The sequence below is a fragment of the Synechococcus sp. CCAP 1479/9 genome (assembly GCF_019038535.1).
Taxonomy (GTDB): domain Bacteria; phylum Cyanobacteriota; class Cyanobacteriia; order PCC-6307; family Cyanobiaceae; genus Cyanobium.
In genome coordinates, this window is the sequence record NZ_JAFKRK010000005.1 from 148,219 (window position 1) to 168,529 (window position 20,311).

General features: G+C 68.9%; 10 protein-coding genes. 5 read left to right on the forward strand and 5 right to left on the reverse strand.

The window, feature by feature from the left end:
• Window positions 1–9 precede the first annotated feature (9 nt).
• The 4 genes from KUG38_RS02340 to queA are packed head-to-tail and all read left to right on the forward strand — an operon-like array spanning window position 10 to window position 4,975.
• Window positions 10–1,923: an AMP-binding protein gene (locus tag KUG38_RS02340; RefSeq protein WP_216918859.1), complete on the forward strand. Its 1,914-nt coding sequence runs from the start codon at window positions 10–12 to the stop codon at window positions 1,921–1,923.
• A gap of 59 nt (window positions 1,924–1,982) precedes the next feature.
• Complete coding sequence (locus KUG38_RS02345) at window positions 1,983–2,426, forward strand: YlqD family protein (protein ID WP_216918860.1); 444 nt, start codon at window positions 1,983–1,985, stop codon at window positions 2,424–2,426.
• A gap of 46 nt (window positions 2,427–2,472) precedes the next feature.
• Window positions 2,473–3,822 (forward strand): dihydrolipoamide acetyltransferase family protein, encoded by a 1,350-nt coding sequence (locus tag KUG38_RS02350; RefSeq protein WP_216918861.1) that lies wholly within the window; start codon window positions 2,473–2,475, stop codon window positions 3,820–3,822.
• 31 nt (window positions 3,823–3,853) lie between these two features.
• Entirely contained in the window at window positions 3,854–4,975 is a 1,122-nt protein-coding gene (queA, locus tag KUG38_RS02355) for a tRNA preQ1(34) S-adenosylmethionine ribosyltransferase-isomerase QueA (RefSeq protein ID WP_216918910.1), read from the forward strand.
• Window positions 4,976–5,028: 53 nt separating this feature from the next.
• Here the strand turns inward: queA and KUG38_RS02360 are convergent, their stop codons facing one another.
• The 4 genes from KUG38_RS02360 to KUG38_RS02375 form a co-directional block, all read right to left on the reverse strand.
• Window positions 5,029–5,628, reverse strand: coding sequence for a superoxide dismutase (locus tag KUG38_RS02360; protein ID WP_216918862.1), 600 nt, complete (start codon window positions 5,626–5,628; stop codon window positions 5,029–5,031).
• Between the two features lie 69 nt (window positions 5,629–5,697).
• Window positions 5,698–6,363, reverse strand: a complete 666-nt coding sequence (locus KUG38_RS02365) for an FKBP-type peptidyl-prolyl cis-trans isomerase (protein ID WP_216918863.1) — start codon at window positions 6,361–6,363, stop codon at window positions 5,698–5,700.
• Window positions 6,364–6,409: 46 nt separating this feature from the next.
• Window positions 6,410–17,185: a beta strand repeat-containing protein gene (locus KUG38_RS02370; protein ID WP_216918864.1), complete on the reverse strand. Its 10,776-nt coding sequence runs from the start codon at window positions 17,183–17,185 to the stop codon at window positions 6,410–6,412.
• A 76-nt stretch (window positions 17,186–17,261) separates the two neighbouring features.
• A complete protein-coding gene (locus KUG38_RS02375; RefSeq protein ID WP_216918865.1) occupies window positions 17,262–17,603 on the reverse strand; it encodes a phasin family protein in 342 nt (113 codons plus the stop codon).
• 68 nt (window positions 17,604–17,671) lie between these two features.
• Between KUG38_RS02375 and KUG38_RS02380 the strand changes: the two genes are divergently transcribed.
• The gene (locus KUG38_RS02380; protein WP_216918866.1) at window positions 17,672–19,198 is read left to right on the forward strand and encodes an apolipoprotein N-acyltransferase; all 1,527 of its coding nucleotides are present in this window, start codon (window positions 17,672–17,674) and stop codon (window positions 19,196–19,198) included.
• On the opposite strand, the gene KUG38_RS02385 is transcribed toward KUG38_RS02380, so the two are convergent.
• Window positions 19,179–20,246, reverse strand: a complete 1,068-nt coding sequence (locus KUG38_RS02385) for a mechanosensitive ion channel family protein (protein WP_216918867.1) — start codon at window positions 20,244–20,246, stop codon at window positions 19,179–19,181. The genes KUG38_RS02380 and KUG38_RS02385 overlap by 20 nt on opposite strands.
• Window positions 20,247–20,311 lie beyond the last annotated feature (65 nt).

A 20,311-nucleotide genomic window follows, 5' to 3' on the forward strand; every position in this document is an offset into this window, starting at 1 on the left:
CGGCCGCCCATGAACGCCAGAGCCGAGATCCACTGGGGCGGCAGCCCACGGGACCGCCGTGCCCTTGAAGGTCGCGCTGACTGGAGCTGGCTCGAGGGGCTCGAGGGCCTCTGGCCGGAACTGGAGCGGCTGCATGGCCCCCGGGTGGCCCTGGAAGCCCCCCACGGCCGCCATCCGGAGACGCTCCGCTACGACGAGCTGCGCCAGGCGATCGACCGGGCGGCGGCGGCCTTCGCCGCTCTGGGGGTGGGGGCCGGCGATGTGGTGGCCCTGTTCGCGGAGAACGGTCCCCGCTGGCTGGTGGCCGACCAGGGGCTGATGCGGGCGGGGGCGGCCGATGCGGTGCGCGGCAGCGCGGCGCCGGCCGAGGAGCTGCGCTACATCCTCGAGGACGCTGGCGCGGTGGGGGCGGTGCTGGAGTCGGCCGCCCTGCTGGAGCGGCTGGCCCTCGACGGGCCGGCCCTGCAGCGGCTGCGCTTCATCGTGCTGCTGGAGGGGGAGGCCCCGGCCGTTCCCCTGCCGCTGCCCTGCCTCACCTGGGAGGCCCTGCTGGAGCGCGGCGCCGCCAGCCCCCTGCCGCCCGTCCCCACGGGAGGGCCCGGGCGGCTGGCCACGCTTCTGTACACCTCCGGCACCACCGGCCAGCCCAAGGGCGTGCCCCTCAGCCACGCCAACTTCCTGCACCAGCTGGGCACCCTGGGGGTGGCGGTGTCGCCGAGCCCCGGCGATCACGTGCTCTCGGTGCTGCCGATCTGGCATGCCTACGAGCGCACCGCCGAGTACTTCCTGCTCAGCTGCGGCTGCCGCCAGACCTACACCACCCTCAAGCAGCTGCGCTCCGACCTGCAGAAGGTGCGTCCCCAGTATCTGATCAGCGTGCCGCGGCTGTGGGAGGCCCTGCTCTCGGGCTTCGAGGACGCCCTGGCCGCCATGCCCGCCTCCCGCCAGCGGCTCCTGCGCCGGGCCCTCGCCGTCAGCCGTGCCTTCCACCGGCGGCGGCGGGTGGCCCTCGATCTCACCCTGAAGCAGGAAACGGCGGCCGACCGGCTCCTGGCCGCCGGCGGCGCCCTGCTGTGGCCGAAGGTGCGCGGCCAGCTGGTGGGGGGTCGGCTGCGCACCGCCATCAGCGGCGGCGGGGCCCTGGCCATCCACGTGGACGGCTTCTTCGAGGCCGTCGGCATCGAACTGCTGGTGGGGTACGGCCTCACCGAGACCAGCCCGGTGCTTGCTTGCCGCCGGCCCTGGAGCAACCGCCGCGGCAGCGCCGGCCAGCCCCTGCCGGACACCGCCCTGAAGGTGGTGGACCCCGCCACCAGGGCGTCGCTCCCGGTGGGCGAGCGGGGGCTCGTGCTGGCCAGGGGGCCCCAGGTGATGGGGGGCTACCACAACAAGCCCGAGGCCACGGCGAAGGTGCTGGATGGCGAGGGCTGGTTCGACACCGGCGACCTGGGCCTGCTGCTGGCCGATGGAACCCTGGTGCTGACCGGCCGCGCCAAGGACACGATCGTGCTCAGCAGTGGCGAGAACATTGAGCCCGGCCCCCTGGAGGAGTCCCTGGTGGCCTCGCCGCTGGTGGAGCAGGTGATGCTGGTGGGCCAGGACCGCAAGCAGCTCGGGGCCCTGGTGGTGCCGAAGGCGGAGGTGCTGCAGGCGTTCGCGGCCGAGGCCCATCTCCCCTGCCCCGAGCCCGGGGAGACCGGTGCCGGCGCCGATCCGGCCCTGCTGCGGGCCCTCTGCCGCGAGTGCAACCGCCTGCTGGCGGCCCGGCCGGGCTCCCGAGCCGACGAGCGCCTCGGCGGTGTGGCCTTGGTGGAGCCCTTCAGCATCGACAACGGCCTGCTCACCCAGACCCTCAAGCAGCGCCGCGATCGGATCGCCGAGCGGGACCGCGGCGCCATCGCCGCGCTCTACGGCGAGAGCTGACCCCATGGTTGACCGGATCCCCCGTCGCCTGACAGCCTGAGCCCTGCACCTGAAGTCCCATGGCCGACGGCAACAGCCTCAACATCAAGCGATCGATCACGGTGCGTGCCGTGGTGACGCCGCGCTGGAAGGAGGATGCCGAGCGGGAGCTCAGCAATGCGCTCACCAATTTCGACCAGCAGCTGGCCCAGCTGGAGCAGGAGGGGCAGCGACTGATCGATGAGATCCGTCGGCAAAGCGCCAATCCCCTCGATCCCCGCGTGCAGGAACAGGTGGGTTCGGTGCAGCAGCAGGTGGCGGCCAAGCGCGCCGAGTTCGAGGAGCAGAAGCGCCAGGTGCTCGACCAGCAGCGCCAGGTGCGGGAGCTCGAGATGGAGCAGGTGGTGGAGCAGGGCCAGATCGAGAGCTTCTGCGACGTCCAGGTGGGCGACAACCTGGTGCAGAAGCTGCAGGTGGCGGTGCTGGTGCGGGATGGGGTGATTGAGGCGATCGAGGGGGGCTGATCCTTCCGCCACCTAAAATCCCCCCCATCACAGAGGCAGTCCCCCGTTGGCCACCCACGAAATCTTCATGCCGGCCCTCAGCTCCACCATGACGGAGGGCAAGATCGTGGAGTGGCTCAAGAAACCCGGTGAGCGGGTCGAACGGGGCGAGTCGGTGCTCGTGGTCGAGTCCGACAAGGCGGACATGGATGTGGAGGCCTTCCAGGAGGGCTTCCTGGCGGCCGTGCTGATGGAGGCGGGCAGCACCGCCCCGGTGGGTGAAACGATCGGCCTGATCGTGGAAACCGAAGCGGAGATCGCGGCGGCCAAGGCCGCAGCCCCGGCCCCTGCCGCGGCGGCCCCCGCAGCGGTGGCGCCCGCGGCCGCCCCACCGGCCCCCGCCGCTCCTTCCCCGGCGCCCGTGGCCCCATCGGCTCCGGCCCCCGTGGCTGCGCCCGCCCCGGCGCCGGTGGCGGTTCCTGCCGCCGCCAACGCCAACGACGGCCGGGTGGTGGCCACCCCCCGGGCCCGCAAGCTGGCGGCCCAGCTCGGTGTGGCCCTGGCCTCGGTGCGGGGCAGCGGCCCCAACGGCCGGATCCAGGCCGAGGACGTGGAGCAGGCCACCGGCCAGCCCGTCAGCGTGCCGCGGGTGGCCGAAGGCACCGCTCCCGCCATGGCCGCCCCGGCTGGCAATGGCGCGGCGGCCGCCCCTGCCGCCCCCGCCGGCCAGTCCTTCGGCCGTGCCGGCGAGACGGTGGCCTTCAACACCCTGCAGCAGGCGGTCGTTCGCAACATGAACGCCAGCCTGGCGGTCCCCTGCTTCCACGTCGGCTACACGATCACCACCGACCGGCTCGACGCCTTCTACAAGCAGGTGAAGGCCAAGGGCGTCACGATGACGGCCCTGCTGGCCAAGGCCGTGGGGGTCACCCTGGCCCGCCATCCCCAGGTGAATGCTTCCGCCAGCGACGCCGGCATGGCCTACCCGGCCTCCGTCAACGTGGCCGTGGCCGTCGCCATGGATGACGGCGGCCTGATCACCCCGGTGCTGGCTGCCGCCGACCGCACCGACCTCTATTCCCTCTCCCGCAACTGGGCTGACCTGGTGGCCCGCTCCCGCTCCAAGCAGCTCAAGCCGGAGGAGTACACCACCGGCACCTTCACCCTCTCCAACCTGGGCATGTTCGGCGTCGATCGCTTCGACGCGATCCTGCCCCCGGGCACCGGTGCGATCCTGGCGGTGGCTGCCTCTCGGCCCGTGGTCGCCGCCCTCAAGGACGGTTCGATCGCCGTGCGGCGCCAGATGCAGGTCAACCTCACCGCCGATCACCGCGTCATCTACGGCACCCATGCCGCCGCCTTCCTCAAGGATCTCGCCGACCTGATCGAGAACCGGCCCGAAAGCCTGGCCCTCTGAGGCGTCCTCCTTCCGCGTGGTCACTCCCGCCGTGCCGGATCCCGCCGACCTGCGCCTGTCGAGCTACGACTTCGCCCTGCCCCAGGAGCGGATCGCCCAGCGGCCGGTGGAGCCCCGGCACGCCGCCCGGCTGCTGGTGGTGGACCCGGCGGGGGCCGGGCCTGCCCCCCATGCCCGCCACCTCAGCGCCTGGGATCTCCAGCACGAGCTCAGGCCCGGCGACCTGCTGGTGGTGAACGACACCCGGGTGCTGCGGGCCCGGCTGGAGGCGCGGCGGCCCGGCGGCGGTGCGGTGGAGCTGCTGGTGCTCGAGCCCTGGCCGGGCGGGGCGGGGCAGTGGCTGTGTCTGGCGCGGCCCGCCAAGAAGCTGCGGCCCGGTGACCGCCTGGAGGTGGTGGCCGAGGGCCAGCCGCCCCTGACGGTGGCGGTGGTGGGCAGCGATCCCTCCACCGGCGGCCGCATCGTGCAGTTCCCGCCGGAATGCGCCGATGCGGCGGCCCTCGAGCCCCTGCTGGTGCAGTACGGCGCCATCCCACTGCCGCCCTACATCCACGAACACGACGCCAGCGACAACGAGCGCTACCAGACCCGCTATGCCGCCCGACCCGGCGCCGTGGCCGCCCCCACCGCCGGCCTGCACCTCAGTGACGAGCTGCTCTCGGCGATCAGGGAGCGTGGTGTCGGGGTGGCCACCACCACCCTGCACGTGGGCCTGGGCACGTTCCGGCCGATCGAAACGGAAGACCTCAGCGCCCTGGAGCTCCACAGCGAATGGGTGGAAGTGAGCCCGGCACTGGTGGAGGCGGTGGCGGCCTGCCGGGCGGCCGGGGGCCGGGTGATCGCCATCGGCACCACCTCGGTGCGCAGCCTGGAGGCCGTGGCCCAGCTGCACGGCGGCGAGCTCCGCCCCCACACCGGCCCGGTGAACCTGGTGATCCAGCCCGGCTACCGCTTCGCCGTGGTGCAGGGCCTGCTCACCAACTTCCACCTGCCGAAGAGCTCGCTACTGCTGCTGGTGAGTGCCCTGATCGGCCGCCAGCGTCTGCTGGCCCTCTACGGCGAGGCGATCGAGCGCCAGTACCGCTTCTTCTCCTACGGCGATGCCATGTGGATTGCGCCGGAGGCGGTGCTGCCAGGGGCCAGGCCAGCCTGAAAAAAAAAGCCCCCGGGGATCCCCGGGGGCTGGTGGTTGGAGCCGAAGCCTGATCAGGCGGCGGCCAGGTTGGCGGCCACGAAGTCCCAGTTGACCAGCTTGTCGAGGTAGGTGGTCATGTAGTCGGGACGGCGGTTCTGGTAGTCGAGGTAGTAGGCGTGCTCCCACACATCCATGGTGAGCAGGGCCTTCTGACCATGGGCCAGGGGCAGATCGGCGTTGGCGGTCTTGGTGATCTTCAGGGTGCCGCCATCGAGCACCAGCCAGGCCCAGCCGCTGCCGAACTGGGTGGCACCGGCCGCCTTGAACTGCTCGACGAAGGCGTCGAAGCTGCCGAAGTCGGCGGCGATCTTCTCGGCCAGGGCGCCGGTGGGGGAGCCGCCGCCACCGGGCTTGATGCACTGCCAGTAGAAGCTGTGGTTCCAGACCTGGGCGGCGTTGTTGAACACACCCGCCTTGGAGGCGTCACCGGCCACCGCCAGGATCACCTCTTCGAGGCTCTTGCCCTCGAGCTCGCCACCCTCGATCAGCTTGTTGAGGTTGGTGACGTAGGCGGCGTGGTGCTTGCCGTGGTGGAACTCGAGGGTCTGCCGGGAAATGTGGGGCTCGAGTGCGTCGAGGCCGTAGGGCAGTTCGGGCAGCTGGTGAGCCATGGGAGAGGGTTGGGGTTACGCGGCATTGTAACGATCGTCACCCGAATCCAGGCTGCCCGGGGAAGGGGCTCAGCCCTTGACCTCCAGCAGTTCCACCTCGAACACCAGGGTGGCGTTGGGGGGAATCACGCCACCGGCGCCACGCTCGCCGTAGGCCAGATCGGGGGGGATGACCAGCTTGCGCTTGCCGCCCACCTTCATGCCGGCGACGCCCTCGTCCCAGCCCCGGATCACCCGGCCGGCGCCGAGGGGGAAGGAGAAGGGGCCGCGGCCGTAGCTGCTGTCGAACTCCTTGCCGTTGGTGAGGGTGCCGCGGTAGTTGACCACCACGGTCTGGCCGCTTTTGGCCTCGGCGCCTTCGCCCAGGGCCAGGTCGGTGATGCGCAGGCCGCTGGGGGTGGTGCGTTCGGTGGGGGAGACGAGCTCGCCGCCCAGGGCCGCGGCCCCGCTGGAGGCCAGATCGGCGCTGGAGGAATCGGGAGCCATGGTGAACAGGGTGGGGTTGGGGACGTCGGGGTCGAGTTCGAGCGGGGCCGCCACGGCCTGCTTCGCCTGCGGTGCGGGGTTGGCCTGGGGCGCGGTGGCGGGGCCGGAACGGGCCAGGGCCTGCTGGACGCCGGCCTCGGCGGGGGCCGGTGCGGCGGCCTCCACCTGGGAGGGTGACACCAGCTGGCTGACGAAGGCCAGCATCAGACAGGCCACGCAGACGAACGAACTGATCAGGATGTCGCGCATGCGGAAGGACCCGGATGGGGGGATTCTGCCAGCGGCCCTGCCGGCCTCAGAGCAGCGGCGGCAGGTTGGGGGGCACGTAGGTGGTGTACCCCCAGCCCCCGCTGCTGTTGTTGAAGGTCTGGTTGTTGAACAGGTCGGAGTAGATGGCGTTCCAGTTGGAAATGCCGCCATCCCCCATGCCGACGGCGAACACTTCCACATTGCCGGGATTGGACTGGGCGGCGGTCGCATTGAGCGCCGCATTGAGCTGCAGCTGGTTGGCCCCCCAGACATCAACACCGGCCGCATCGGGCACCCTGATCGGTGTGCCGGCGCTCGTGTAGCGCAGGCCGGAGCTGGTGATCGGATCACCGGCCAGATCAGCGTCCGTCGGCAGGGCCACGTTGACCCCACTCCAGCCCTGGCCGAACTCCGGTCGGTTGTCCCACCAGGGACGGCGTTCCGGCCGGCCATCGGTGATCAGGCCCACATAGGTGAGCGTGTCGGGAGTCAGGCTGGCCTGCTCCCCGGCGATCAGTTGCCGGAGGGCGGTGAGGGCCCCCAGCATCTCCGTGCCGCTGTAGCGGTTTCCGGGTGTGCCGGGTGCGGTGTAGGCATCGAGGCTGCTTGGGGCCGGCAGACCGCGGTTGATCCAGTCGGCGCTGGTGGAGGCGCCGTACTGAACGTTGGGAGTTGTGGTGGCCAGGACATCGCTGGCCAGGGTGACACCGGCCGAGGGGTCCGAACTGGTGAAGGTGGTTTTGGAGTGGGTGACGAGGTAGCTGAAATCGACCGTGTGGATCGTGATCCTCTGGGCGGTGAAGTTGTCGAACGGGTTGTCGATCAGCGACCAGGTCTTGATTTCTTCAGATAGAGTTTGGCTGTCGGTGAGCTGGATGTTGCCGTTGAAGCCGTACTGGCCGTTCTTGGTGAAGATGTAGCCGGCGTTGTTGAAGGCCGGTTTGAGGCCGTAGTAGAAGGCCAGGCGGTTCTGGGCCTCCAGACGGCTCACCCCCGATGGATCGCTGCCCTGCATCGAGGTGGAGTTGTCGAGCAGGAGATAGAGGTTGACCGGGTGCGGATCGGTGACGGAGATCGGTGGCTTCGGGCCGATCGGTGGGCTGTCGTAGTTGATGTCGACGCGGGCCGGGTTGCTGGTGGCTCCCTGTTCGTCCTGGATGGTGTAGAAGATCGCCGTGGGGTTCGTGACGAAGCCCGCCTGGGGCGAGAAGGTGATGTCGCCGTTGAGGGGGTCCACGCTCCAGGTGCCTTGCCCGGGTACCACCAGCGGATCGCCGGGGTTGGTGGTTCCCACGATCTTGATCGTGGCAGGCACGAGAGTGGAATCGATGTCGGAGTCGTTGGCGACCACGCGCACGGTGCCGCTCTGGCCGGAGGTCACCCGGCCGATGTAATCGTCTGTGGCGACAGGGTTGTCGTTGGTGCCTTCGATCGTGATCGTGGCCACCGCCGTGTCGGTGAGACCTCCGGGCCGATCGAGCACGGTGTAGTTGAAGGATTCGGTGAGTTGATCCCCCACGTTCAACCGCTCCACCGTGAGATTGCTGTTGTCCACCGTGTAGGTGTAGGTGCCATTGGCGTTGAGGGTGAAGCGGCCGTACAGGCCCTGGAGCGCGGCGCCAACGGTGCCGGCGGTGCCCGAGCCCTCGAACGCGCCGGTGCGGATGCCGGTGACCGAGCCCCTGCTGATCACCGGCGTGTCGTTGCTGTCCACGTCGGTGTCGTTGGCCAGCACATTGCCCGTGGCATCGAATCCACCGCTGCTGTTGGCGACGCCCCCCGCCTCCTTGGCCAGGCCGGTGTCGTCGTTGGCCACCGGGGCATCGTTGGCCCCCTGGATGGTGATCGTGAGCACGGCGTCGTCGGTGAGACCGTCGGTTTGATCCAGCAGGGTGTAGTTGAACTGCTCGATCAGGGTGTCGCCGGCATTCAACGCGTCGACGCTGCTGTTGGCGTTGTCGACCACGTAGCGGTAACGACCATTGCTGTCGATCGTCAGGGAGCCGTAGAGCCCCCGGAAGGCGGTTCCGATCGGACCGGAGCTGCCCGTGCCCTCGGCGTTCCCCAGACGGATCGACACGATGGAGCCATTGAGGAACGGCGTGTTGTTGGCATCGACGTCGCTGTCGTTGAGCAGGACGTTGCCGGTGGCATCGGCGCCGGGCGTGCCGTTGAAGCGGCCACCGGCTTCGACGGCGGTGCCGCTGTCGTTGCGGGCAACGGGAGCATCGTTGGCCCCCTGGATGTCGATGGTGAGAACGGCCACATCTTCGAGGCCGCCGCTGTCTCGCACCGTGTAGTTGAACTGTTCGCTGAGGATGTCGCCCCGGTTCAGCGCTTCCACGATCGGGTTGGCATTGGCCACCACATAGGTGTAGGAACCGTCGGCGTTGATGGTCAGCGCTCCGAAGAGACCCTGCAAAGGGACTCCCGCGGCGACGGCGAGGCCGGCCCCTTCCCTTCCGCCCAGCCGGATGGCCGTGACCGTTCCCCGGGTGACCAGGGGGGTGTCATTGCTGTCCACATCGGTGTCATTGAGCAGGACGTTGCCAACGGCGCTGGAGCCGGGTGCGGCGTTGAATCGGCCGCCGGCTTCAACCGCGGTGCCGTCGTCATCACGGGCCACGGGTGCATCGTTAGCCCCTTGGATGGTGAGGCGCAGGACGCCGACATCAGTAAGGCCGAGGCGGTCTCTCGCCGTGTAGTTGAACGTCTCGATCAGGGTGCCGCCCGGACTGAGGGCATCGACCGTTGGATTAGCGTTGTCGACCACATAGGTGTACGTCCCATTGGCGTTGATGGTGAGGCGGCCGTAGGTGCCGCTCAGCAGGAAGCCGCCGGCCCCGTCAGCGGTTCCAGCCGTTCCGGCTCCCTCGGTGGCGCCGGTGCGGATCGCGGTGATCAGGCCGTTGACAGCCGGCGTGTCGTCACGATCGACGTCGGTGTCGTTGGTCAATACGTTGCCGGTGGCATCGGCCCCTGCCGTGCCGTTGGCCACGCCACCGGCCTCCACGGCCGTGCCGCTGTCGTCGTTGGCGACCGGGGCGTCGTTGGCGCCGAGGATGCTGATGTTGAGAACGGCCGTGTCACTCAGGCCACCCGGGTGATCAAGCATGGTGTAGTTGAACGACTCGATGATGACGTCGCCCAGATCCAGGCCATCGACGAAGCGGTTGGCGTTGTCGACCACGTAGGCGTAATCGCCGTTGGCCTGGATCGTGAGGGTGCCATACAACCCCACCAGCAGGAATCCGCCGCCGGCGATGGATGTGCCGGCCAGGCCGGCGCCCTCCCTGGCGCCCCGGCGGATCGCCGTGACCGTGCCCAGAGGTGGAGCCACGAGATTGTCACCGTCGTTGCTGTCGACATCGCGGTCGTTGGCGATCACGTTGTCGGTGGCAGACCGGCCGGGTGTGCCGTTGAGCGTGCCCCCCGCCTCCACGGCCGTGCCGGTGTCATTCATCGCCATGGGGCCGTCATTGAACGCCACCGGGGCGTCATTGGTGCCGCTGATGTTGACGACCAGCGTGAAATCAACGGTGGCGCCCGACGCAATGATTCTTTGGGTGAAGATGAAGTTTTCGCTGAGGGCGTCGCCCTCATTCATCCTGTCGACAGTGGCGGTTGCGTTGTCGACTTCGTAAATGTACTCGCCTGTTGCCTGGAGGGTGAGTTTGCCGTAGAGGCCCTGCAGGGGAGTGCCGATAGAGCCGACGACTCCGCCGGCAGTTCTGATTCCCGAGATCTCGAACAATGAGGTGTTGGAGCCACTGATCAGATCGCCTCGTCCAGCCTGGCCGCCGGAGCTGTTGTTGACTCCACCGGCTTCCTTGGCAAACGCGATGGCGGGATCAACATTGACGTTCGGTCCATTGATCGTGATCGTCAGAACGGCAGTGTCGATGAGTCCGCCTGTGAGGCGGTCGAGGACCGTGTAGTTGAAGTGGTCGAAGAGGGGTGGGCTGCCGGGCGTTAAGAGAGAAACGTCTTGATTGTTGTTGTCGACAACATAGGTGTATGTGCCATTGCTTGCGATCGTCAGCGTGCCATAACTGCCGTTGATGACAAAGGTGGCTCCGTTGTCATTGGTGATGCCTGCTGGGCCAGAGCCTTCGCTGCTGCCTGCCTGGATCTTCGTGACGGTGCCATTGACTGGTGGCGTGTCGTTGGAGTCGACATCGGTGTCATTGGTGAGGACATTGCCTGTGGCGTCGTATCCACCGATGTCATTGAATTGGCCGCCGGCGGCCCCGGCCGTGCCGCTGTCATCAATGGCCACGGGGGCGTCGTTGGCCCCCTGGATGGTGATCGTCAGAACGGCGATGTCGGTCAGGCCGCTGGGCCGGTCGAGCAGGGTGTAGTTGAAGGACTCGATCAGGACATCGCCGGGGTTGAGGGCATCGACCGTGGGGTTGTTGTCGTCGATGACATAGACGTAGGAACCATCGGCGTTGAGCGTCAGGTAGCCGTAAAGCGTCTGGAAGGACGCACCCACGCTGCCGGCAGAGCCGGCACCCTCCCGGTCACCCAGGCGCAGCGCGGTGATGCGGCCCTGCGGGGGAGCGGCCGTGTTGTTGCCATCCGCCGCATCCACATCCCGGTCGTTGGCGATCACATTGCCGATGGCGTTGCTGCCCGCGGTGCCGTTGAAGGTGCCGCCGGCCTCCAGGGCCGTGCCGGTGTCATCGCTGGCCACGGGGGCATCGTTGGCCCCGGTGATCGTGATCCTCAGAACGCCGATATCGGTGAGGGCCCCATCAGAAACCGTGTAGTTGAAGGATTCGCTCAGCAGGGCGCCGGGATCCAGGGAATCGACCGTGGGGTTGGCGTTGTCGAGCGCATAGGTGTAGGTCCCATCGGCGTTGATGCGGAGGGTGCCGTAACTGCCCACCAGCACGAACCCGCCGCTGCCATCCGGCGTCCCCGCCGTGCCGGCCCCTTCCGTGGCCCCCAGCCGCAGGCCCACCACCCGTCCGTTGAGGGCGGGCGTGTCGTCGGAATCGACGTCAATGTCGTTGAGCAGCACATTGCCGCTGGCGTTCGCGCCCGGCGTGCCGTTGAAGCGGCCACCGGCCTCCAGCGCCGAACCGACGTCATCGACGGCCACCGGTGCGTCGTTGACCCCCCGGATCGTCAGGGTCAGGACGGCGGTGTCGGTGAGGCCGCCGGGGTGGTCGAGCAGGGTGTAGTTGAACGACTCGGTGATGGTGTCGCCCGGATTGAGGGCCTCCACCACGGGGTTGGCGTTGTCGACCACGTAGGTGTAGGTCCCATCGGCCCGAAGCGTCAGGGACCCGTAGAGCCCCGTCAGAGCCGAACCGACCGTGCCGGCGGTGCCGGCGCCTTCCCTGGCCCCGGTACGGAACGACACCACGGCGCCCAGGGGGGGAGCCACCAGATTGTTGCCGTCCCGGTTGTCGACATCGCGATCGTTCGTGATCACGTTGCCGCTGGCATTGGTCCCGGGGGTGCCGTTGAGGGTTCCGCCGGCCTCAATGGCCAGGGCGGTGTCGTCGGCGGAGACCGGGGCATCGTTGGCCCCCTGGATCGTGATTCTCAGGACCCCGCTGTCGCTCAGGGCCCCATCGGAGACGGTGTAGTTGAAGAATTCCGTGAGGCTGGCGCCGGGATCGAGGGCATCGACCGTGGGGTTGGCGTTGTTCAGTTCATAGGTGTAGGAGCCGTCGGCGTTGATGGTGAGCTGGCCGAAGCTGCCCCTCAGGGGCGATCCCAGGCTGCCGGCCGTGCCCGCCCCCTCGGTGGCTCCGGTGCGGAAGGCCGTGACCCGTCCCCGCACGGTGAGTGGGTTGTCGGCGGGATCGGGGTCGGTGTCATTGGCCAGCACGTTGCCGTTGGCGTTGCTGCCGGGGGTGGTGTTGAAGCTGCCGCCCGCCTCCACGGCTGTTCCCACGTCGTCCACCGCCACCGGTGGCCGGTTGGCCACCAGGATCACGGTCTTGGTGCTGAGGTAGTCGTTGAGCCCTCCGGCTCCATCGCTGCCATTGCGCTCGCCATTGGCGGCACCGGAGCTGCCGGGGGTGGTGCTGCCGGTGCCGTTGCCGCCGCTGCCGTTCGGTGTACCGGTGCCGGGCAGGCTGGTGTAGAGAACGTCGGCGGTGTTGGTCAGGGCCGTGCCGGGCGCCAGGGCGGCCGAAAGCACGCCCCTGTAGGTGATGGTGACGCTCTCGCCGATCCCCAGTTCCGGCACCGTCACCAGGATCCGGTCCGCCAGGCCGTTGCTGCCGCTGACGATCGAACTGTCGGTGGCGGGCGGCGCACCCGGCTCGCTCAAGACAATGGTGGGTGGACCCGTCAGGGTGAAGTTGGGGCCGAGGGCATCGAGGTTGTCGGCGATGACGAGGTCGAAGGCCTTGGAGAGGGTCGCGTTACCGGAGACCGGCGAGTCGCTCGTGTTGCGGATGGTGACGGTGTAGACGAGGGTGTCGCCGGGGGTGGCATTGGGATTGCCAGGGCTACCGGTCTTTTCGATCGCGATCGTTTTGTCGATCAGCAGGTTGGGCTCCAGCACCGACAGGGGCGTGGCGGTGGCGGTGCGCTGCACAGTGCTGCCGAGGAGCCCCGCGCTGCTGGTCATCCGGTTGGTGAGGGTGACCCCGGCCTGATTGCTGGCCACGTTGGTCACGATGGCGTTGAACTCGATCACCACCGACTCGATCTGGTTGGCGTCGGCGTTGGTGTTGATGAATTCCCCGAAGTTCCAGGTCAGCACCTGACCGGCGACCGTTGAGGGGGCAAAGCTGGCGCTGGGGATCACCGTTGTGTTGTTGCCAGCCCTTGGGATGAAATAGGGGTTGATCGAACCCTGACTCCAGCTCAGATCGCTGGCGCTCTCAGCGACGAAAGCCAGGGTGGCGGTGTTGTCGTTGAGGAAGCTCAGACCCGTCGGCAGGTTGTCGACGATCAGGGAGTTACTCAGGGTTCCCTGGGGCAGGTTCTCCTGCAGCCGGAAGCGCACGATCTCGCCGATGGTCACCCCATTGCCGCTGGTGCTGGCTTCGGAGCTGAGCCGGGTGGTCTTGAACGTGCCCGGCGCGAGGCTCACCACCGACCGGCTGGCGCTCTTGCTGTAGTTGTTGACGCCACCGTCACCATTGCGCTCCCCGTTGACGGCCCCGGAGCTGCCAGGGGTGGTGCTGCCGGTGGTATTGCCGCCGCTGCCATTGGGGGTGCCGACCCCCGGCAGACCCGTGTAGGCGATGGTGGCAGTGTTGGTGAGGGTGGTGCCCGGCTGGATCCCGATCAGCACCACGCCGGTGTAGGTGAAGCTGAAGCTCTGACCGCTGTTGAGACGGTCGATCTGGAGCTGGATTCGGTCGCCGTCAGCGGCGCTGGCGCCGCTGGTGACGGAGTTGTTGATGATCGATCCCGTACCCGGCGGCAGGGTCCCCGGCAGGCTGACGCTCCGCAGGTCGAAGTTGCTGCCCAGGTTGCCGAGGGCATCGTTGAGCACCAGGTCGAAGGCATCGGCGCGGCCCGCCGCATTGCGCACCGTGACCGTGTAGGTGAGCGTGTCGCCGGCCTGGACATTGCCGCTGGGGTTGGCGGACTTGGTGATCGTGATGCTGGGCTCGGTGATCTGCACCGCCGTGCTGCCGCTGGCGGAGCCGCCCGTGTAGCTCACCGTGGCGGTGTTGGTGCGGGTGACACCGTTGCTGTTGCCGCTGGTGTTGGTGACCAGGGCGTTGAATTCCACCGAAACCGTGTCGTCAACGGCGTTGTTGCGGTCGCCGTTGGTGAGGGTGCCGAAATCCCAGGTGAGGGTGGAGCCGGAGATCGTCGGGGTGGCGGGTGTGAGGGATCCGGCCACTCCAGAAGAGAAGATCGGGGCGGAGGCGCTGCCGTCGGCCAGGAAGGTGATTCCGGTGGGCAGGACGTCCACCAGCTTGAAATTGGCCAGGTTCCCCTCCGGCACCGTCACCTGCACCCGATAGCGGACGATCTCACCGATGGCGACGTTGCTGCCGGGGGTGGAACTCTCCGAAGTGGAGACGATCGACTTGCTGACCGTCGCGTTGCGCAAGGTCACGGTGGCGTTGTCGATCAGCCGGGCCGCACCGGGCAGGTAGCCCGTGCCCCCGCTGGGCACGTTGGTGTAGTCCTCCAGCACCCCCAGGTTGGTGAGCAGGCCGCCCACCAGCTGGCCATAGGCACCGGCGTCGACGCTGGCGTCGAAGGTCACCACGGCGATGTTGCGGCCGCTGCTGGCGTTGTACCCATCGATGGCGCCGCCGCCGGCCCCGGTCAGCGGATCGCTGGGTGTGGGGCCCGGATCGCTCAGCCGGATGCCGTTGGCGCTGAAGATGTCCGCCTGGCTGGCGGCCGTGCCGTCGGGCCGCGTGTAGTTGATCGTCGCGCCACTGCCGTCGACGATCCGCAGGCTGCCGGGGGTGAAGCTGAGCCCGGCGGGAAGTTCATCCCGCAGCTGGACATTGAAGGCGCCGCGGTAGCTGGTACCGATGTTCTCGATCACCACCACGAAGCGGATCGTGTCGCCCGCATCCAGCCCCGTGACGTTGGAATCGAGGGCGCCGTTGCTGACAGCACCGGTGGAGCCGTTGCCGCCGGCCACACTGATGCCGCTGCTGTTGACTGTGCCGGTGAAGGGCACGCCGCCGATGGAGGCCGGGAAGCTGGCCCCTGCCGTGTTGAGGGCCGGGGTGTAGGTGGCGCCCTGGGCGCCGGTGAGGCTGTCGCGGCTGGTGACGACGATGCCCTTGCGGATCTTGAGGTTGGGGGCCAGCACCTCGCCGGTGACCGGTGAGATCTGGGTGGGGCGGTTGACGCCGTTGGAGTCCACCGTGCTGGCGGTGGCGATGTTGGTGATCGGCAGCCGGTCGTTGATCGCGGCGCCCGTCACCGTGACCGTGTAGTAGATGTCGACCGTTGTGGGGGTGTTGCCCGGGTCGCTGCTGTTGGCGATCGTTGCCACCAGATCGTTGACCGCCGGCCCGGTCTTGAGCTGGTTGTCCACCAGCGCTGGAGCGTTGTGCAGGCTCCCATAGCTGAACTGGCCGGATGGGGGCAGGCTGCCCGCAGCCCCACCGCTGAAGTCGAAGGCGGCGGGGCTGCCGGCGCCGCTGGCCTCCCTGTCAACGTCGTAGATGGGGGTGGGCAGGAAGTCGCTCAGGCTGAAGCCCTGGATGTCGCCGGTGGGGAAGGTCACCGTGAGGCGGTAGGTGACCGTGTCTCCGGGCGTGAGCACCAGGGGGCCGGCACCCGGGGCCTGGCCGTTGCGGGCCACCACCGACTTGGAGGAGGTGATGTCGGCCACGTTCAGGTCGACCGAACTGGTGTCGGTGACCTGGCGGTTGGTGTTGAAGAAGAGACCGCCCGGCAGCTGCCTCTGGATGTCCCCCTGCAGGGTGACGTCGTTGACCAGCGTGTCACCGGCCTTGATGTTCTGACCGGCCGTCCTGGGGGCGACGAAACTGTCGTCGACGCTGGCGGTGAAGGTGATGGAGCCGCCAGTGGCACCGGCGGTTGTGCTGAAGACCCGGCCGCCCTGAAGGATGCCGTCGTTGCCGATCGACCTCAGCCAGCCGCTGAGATCGAAGCTGAGGCGGTCTTTGCCGTCGGCACCTGGACCGGCGAAGTCCGGAAGGTAGCTGATGTACGCAGGATTGAAGCCAATCGACCCATTGCCAGTGAGCGAGACGCCCTGCTCATTGAGGTTGATCCTGGCGCTGCCGGGGGTGAAGGTGAGGCCATCGCCAAGCAGATCGCTGACGATCAGATCGCCGAAAGCAAAGTAATCGGAGATCTGGAAAAAGAGCGTGAACGTCACGCTGTCGCCGGGCACCACCTGGGCGGTGCTCGCGGCCTTCTGGATCGCCAGCGCCCTGGCGGTGATCGTATCGCTGGCCGGCGTGTCGATCGTGACGCTGCCGTTGGGGGAATTGCTCCAGCTGCTGGTGGCTTCGGCGGTGTTGGTGTAGGTGACCGCCCCGCCTGTGGTGGGGTCGAGGGTGTCGGCAATGTAGAAATTGATCTGGGCGGCAGCCTCCTCAGGGCTTGTGGTTCCGGTGATGGGACCGCCGTAATCGATGACGACACTGTCGTTCCCTGGGGCCGTGGGATTCGCCACTGGCGCCTGGACGACGTTCCCGGTAATCACCAGGCTGGGGTTGATCCCCAGTAGGTTGAGATTGCTGGGCAGGCTGTCACTGAACAGCAGATTGTTCAGCTGGGCCCCATCAGCGATGTTGGCGGAGAGCCGCCAGAAGCCGCCGAAGTTGGGCCCGGTGACCGTTTCCGACTCCGCCAGGTTGTTGCTCTTGCTGAAGGTGAGCGGTGTCGGGATGACCTGGCCGGTCACGTTCGGGGCGCTGATCGGCGGATCCGTCAGCGGGTTGTCGAGCGGATCGCTTCCGAGGGCATAGCCGCCGCCGGCCCGGACCGGCACCGGTCCCAGGAGCGGCGCGGTGGCGACCACCGTGACCGGCACATCCACCACCAGTTCGGGGGCCGATGCCGTGTAGCTGCCGATGGGCAGCTGCCAGATCAGCAGGGTGTCGGGGGTGGCGCTGGAGAGGGTGACCCCGGTGATGGGGTGCACCAGCGTGAAGGGGCCGCTGCTGCCGCTGCGGGTGAAGGTGTAGGTCTGGGTGGTGAGGGCCAGCCCGGCCCAGCGGGCGGTCCCGAAGCTGAGGTTGTCGCTCGGGGACGTGACCTGGAGCTCCACCCAGGGCTCGTACCCCGTGGCGACCGACTCATTGAAGATGAGCTGGAGATTCCCTGCGTCCCCGTACAGCACGTTCAACGTGGAGGGGGAGAGTCCGATGACGGGGGAGGGAATCGCCAAAGGACGACGCAGGAAAAGAACCGCCCGTCAACCTATCAATTGATGTGACGTTGCTGCGTTTGGGCTGAAAACGGCCTTAAAGCGTGCTCTCGCCGTTCGCCTGCCGCTGCCGCAGGGCCTGCTCCAGCCGGTCGATGCGGCCGCGCAGCTCGTCCAGTTCCCGCTGCCTGGCCAGGCCCAGGTCCTGCAGCAGCTGGTCACGGTTGCGCTCCAGCTGGCGCTCGGCCTGCTGTTCCACCTCGGGCGTCTCGCCCCGCAGGGCACGCATGACGTCCTCCACCAGGGCGGAGGCGTGGCTGGGGTCGAGGCGGCCGCTGCTCACCCATTCCTGGCTGACGTACTTGAGTCGGTCGGCCACCAGCGAGGTGGTGCCGAGGCCGCGCAGCAGCAGCATCTGCAGCAGATTGCCCTGGTCCATGAAAGAGGTTTCCTTGGGGAAACGGCGTGACTCTTGTCTGACCTTGGCGCCTCTCGGCCCCGGCGGCCATGGGCAATGACCGGCGTGCCGGCTGGGTCGCCGCCGCAGCCGGGGGGCTGCTGGCGGGGGCGGCCCTGCCGCCGGTGGGCTGGCCCTGGCTGCTCTGGCCCGCCGTGGCGCTGCTCTGGTCCCTGACGGAGAGCCGCACCGGAACGGTTTCGGCGCCGCGGCGGTTCCGGCGCGGTGGGCTGTGGGGGCTGGCGGCGGTGCTGGTGAGCCATCGCTGGCTGCTCTGGCTCCACCCCCTCGACTGGATCGGGGTGCCGGGTCCCCTGAGCCTGCCCATCTGCCTGGCGTTGTGGCTGGCCATCGGCCTGGCCGGTGCCCTGCTGGTGGGGGCCTGGACGGCCCTGGTGGGTCGGCTTGATCCCGCCCGGCCCAGCACGGCCCTGCTGGCGGCGGCCCTGTGGGGCCTGAGTGAGGTGCTGCTGGCCAAGGGTCCCCTGTTCTGGCTGGGACTGGGGGCGGCGGCCCTGCCGGGGGACCGGGCCCTGGCCGGCCTGGCGGCCCTGGGGGGGGCCGGCTTCCTGGCGGCGCTGCAGCTGCTGATCGGCTGGGGCCTGTGGCGGGCGCTGCGGGCCCTGCCCGCCCAGCGTGCCCGCTGGCTGCTGGTCACGCTGGGCCTGGTGGCCACCTGCCACCTGGCCGGCCTGGCCCTGCTGGCCCAGGCCGGGGCCGGGGGCGGCGATGGTGATGGCCGTGGCGATGGCAGCGGCGATGGCGGCAGGGCCGAGCGCTGGCTGGTGTTGCAGCCCGCCATCCCCACCCGGGAGAAGTTCGAAGCCGACCAGCAGCGCCGGCTGCTGCTGCGGCTGGCCTCCGCCCAGCGCCAGGCGGCCGCGGCCGAACCACCGGTCCAGGGGGTGCTGCTGCCCGAAGGATCCCTGGCCCTCGGCCAGCTCCTGCCGGAGGCGGCGCCGGTGGAGGTGCTCAGCGGCGGCTTCCGCCGCGAGGGCCTGGAGCTGCGCAGCAGCCTGTTGCGCTTCGAGCCTGGCGAGCGCCAGGCCGGCGGCTGGGTGGACAAGCACCGGGTCGTGCCCCTGGGTGAATGGGTGCCCCTGGCGAGCCTGTGGCGCTGGAGCGGTCTTTCGGCGGTGGGGGGGATTGAACCGGGGACAGCCTCCCGGCTGCTGTCGCGGCCGGGGGGGGATGTGGGCGTGGCCATCTGCTACGAGCTCTCCGATGGGGCGGCCCTGGCCGCCGCCACCCGGGAGGGGGCCCGCTGGCTGCTGGCCAGCGCCAACCTCGATCCCTACCCCCTGCAGTTGCAGGGGCAGTTCGCCGCCCTGGCCCAGCTGCGCGCCATCGAGACCGGCCGCTGGCTGGTGAGTTCCGCCAACACCGGCCCGAGCCTGCTGGTGGACGCCGGCGGGCAGGTGCTGGAGACGCTGCCCCCGGGCCGCCCCGCCACCGGCCTTCTCACCGTGCAGCAGCGCTCAACGCTCACCCCCTACGACCGCTGGGGCGAGAAGCCCCTGATCGGCCTCGCCCTGCTGGCGGGGGCCTGGCGCTGGTTCAGCCGGGCGCCGGGCTGATCCGGGCCGCCGCCGGTTCCGGGGCCGCGGCGGCGAACTCGATGCCCTGCGACTGGAAGGCTTGCAGGATCCCGAGGTTGATGGCCTGCTGCAGGTCGAGATAGACCACGACACTGCTGTCGGGGACGAAGAACACGTACTGGAACTCCAGGGCGCCGTCGGCGAAGCGCAGGAAGTGGCAGCGATCAAAGGCTGCCGGCGGATGGGCGCGGATCACCTCCTCCACCAGCCCTGCGATGGACGCGGCTTTCTCGGCCGCCATCCGATCCGACAGGCGCAGGGTCTGGGCGACCCGCCGCCGGGGCAGATCACCGAAGTTGCGGATCGTCTTCTGGAGGAGTTCCTCGTTGCCGATCACGATCCGCTCGCCGCTGAGGCTGCGGATCGAGGAGGAGCGGATCCCCACCCGCTCCACCGGTCCGAGCACATCGCTGAAGCCGATCAGATCGCCGATCTGGAAGGGCTTGTCGATGACGATGGTGAGGTAGTTGATGAAGTGGCTCAACGGCCCCCGCAGGGCCAGGCCGACGCCGATGCCGGCCCCCGCCAGGGACGCGTAGACGGCCCCGAGCGGCACCCCTTGCTGCTGCAGGAACACCAGGGTTCCCAGCCCCCAGAACAGGGCCCGGATCATCGGGGCCAGGGCCCGGAGGGTGCTGGTCTGCTCCTCCCGCCCCAGGCGCTGAAGGGAGCGCTCCAGCAGCAGCAGCAGGCTGCGGTTGAGCAGGCGCACCACCAGCACCGTCGCCACCAGCAGGGCCGCCCCCTCCACCAGCCGGTCCGGTCCGGGGTCGAAGCGCAGCAGCGCCCAGTCCCTCACCAGGGACCGCCAGCCCCAGACCACCATGGCCAGATAGCCGAGCGAGGCCAGGCTGTGGAGCAGCAGGGGCGTGATCGCGCCATCGGCTCCAGGGCCAGCGGCGCCCTCCGGCGGCCGTTCCAGGCGCAACAGCCGGCGCCGCAGCAGCCGCACCACCAGCCAGACGGCCGCTGAGCCCAGCAGCACGCGGGCGAGTGCCATGGCCAGGGCGAATCCCGGGGGGCTCATCGCTTGAAAGGAAAGGGGATCACCCTTGCATGGGCCCTCGGCTGCCTGGGCCCCACGGGGCGGGC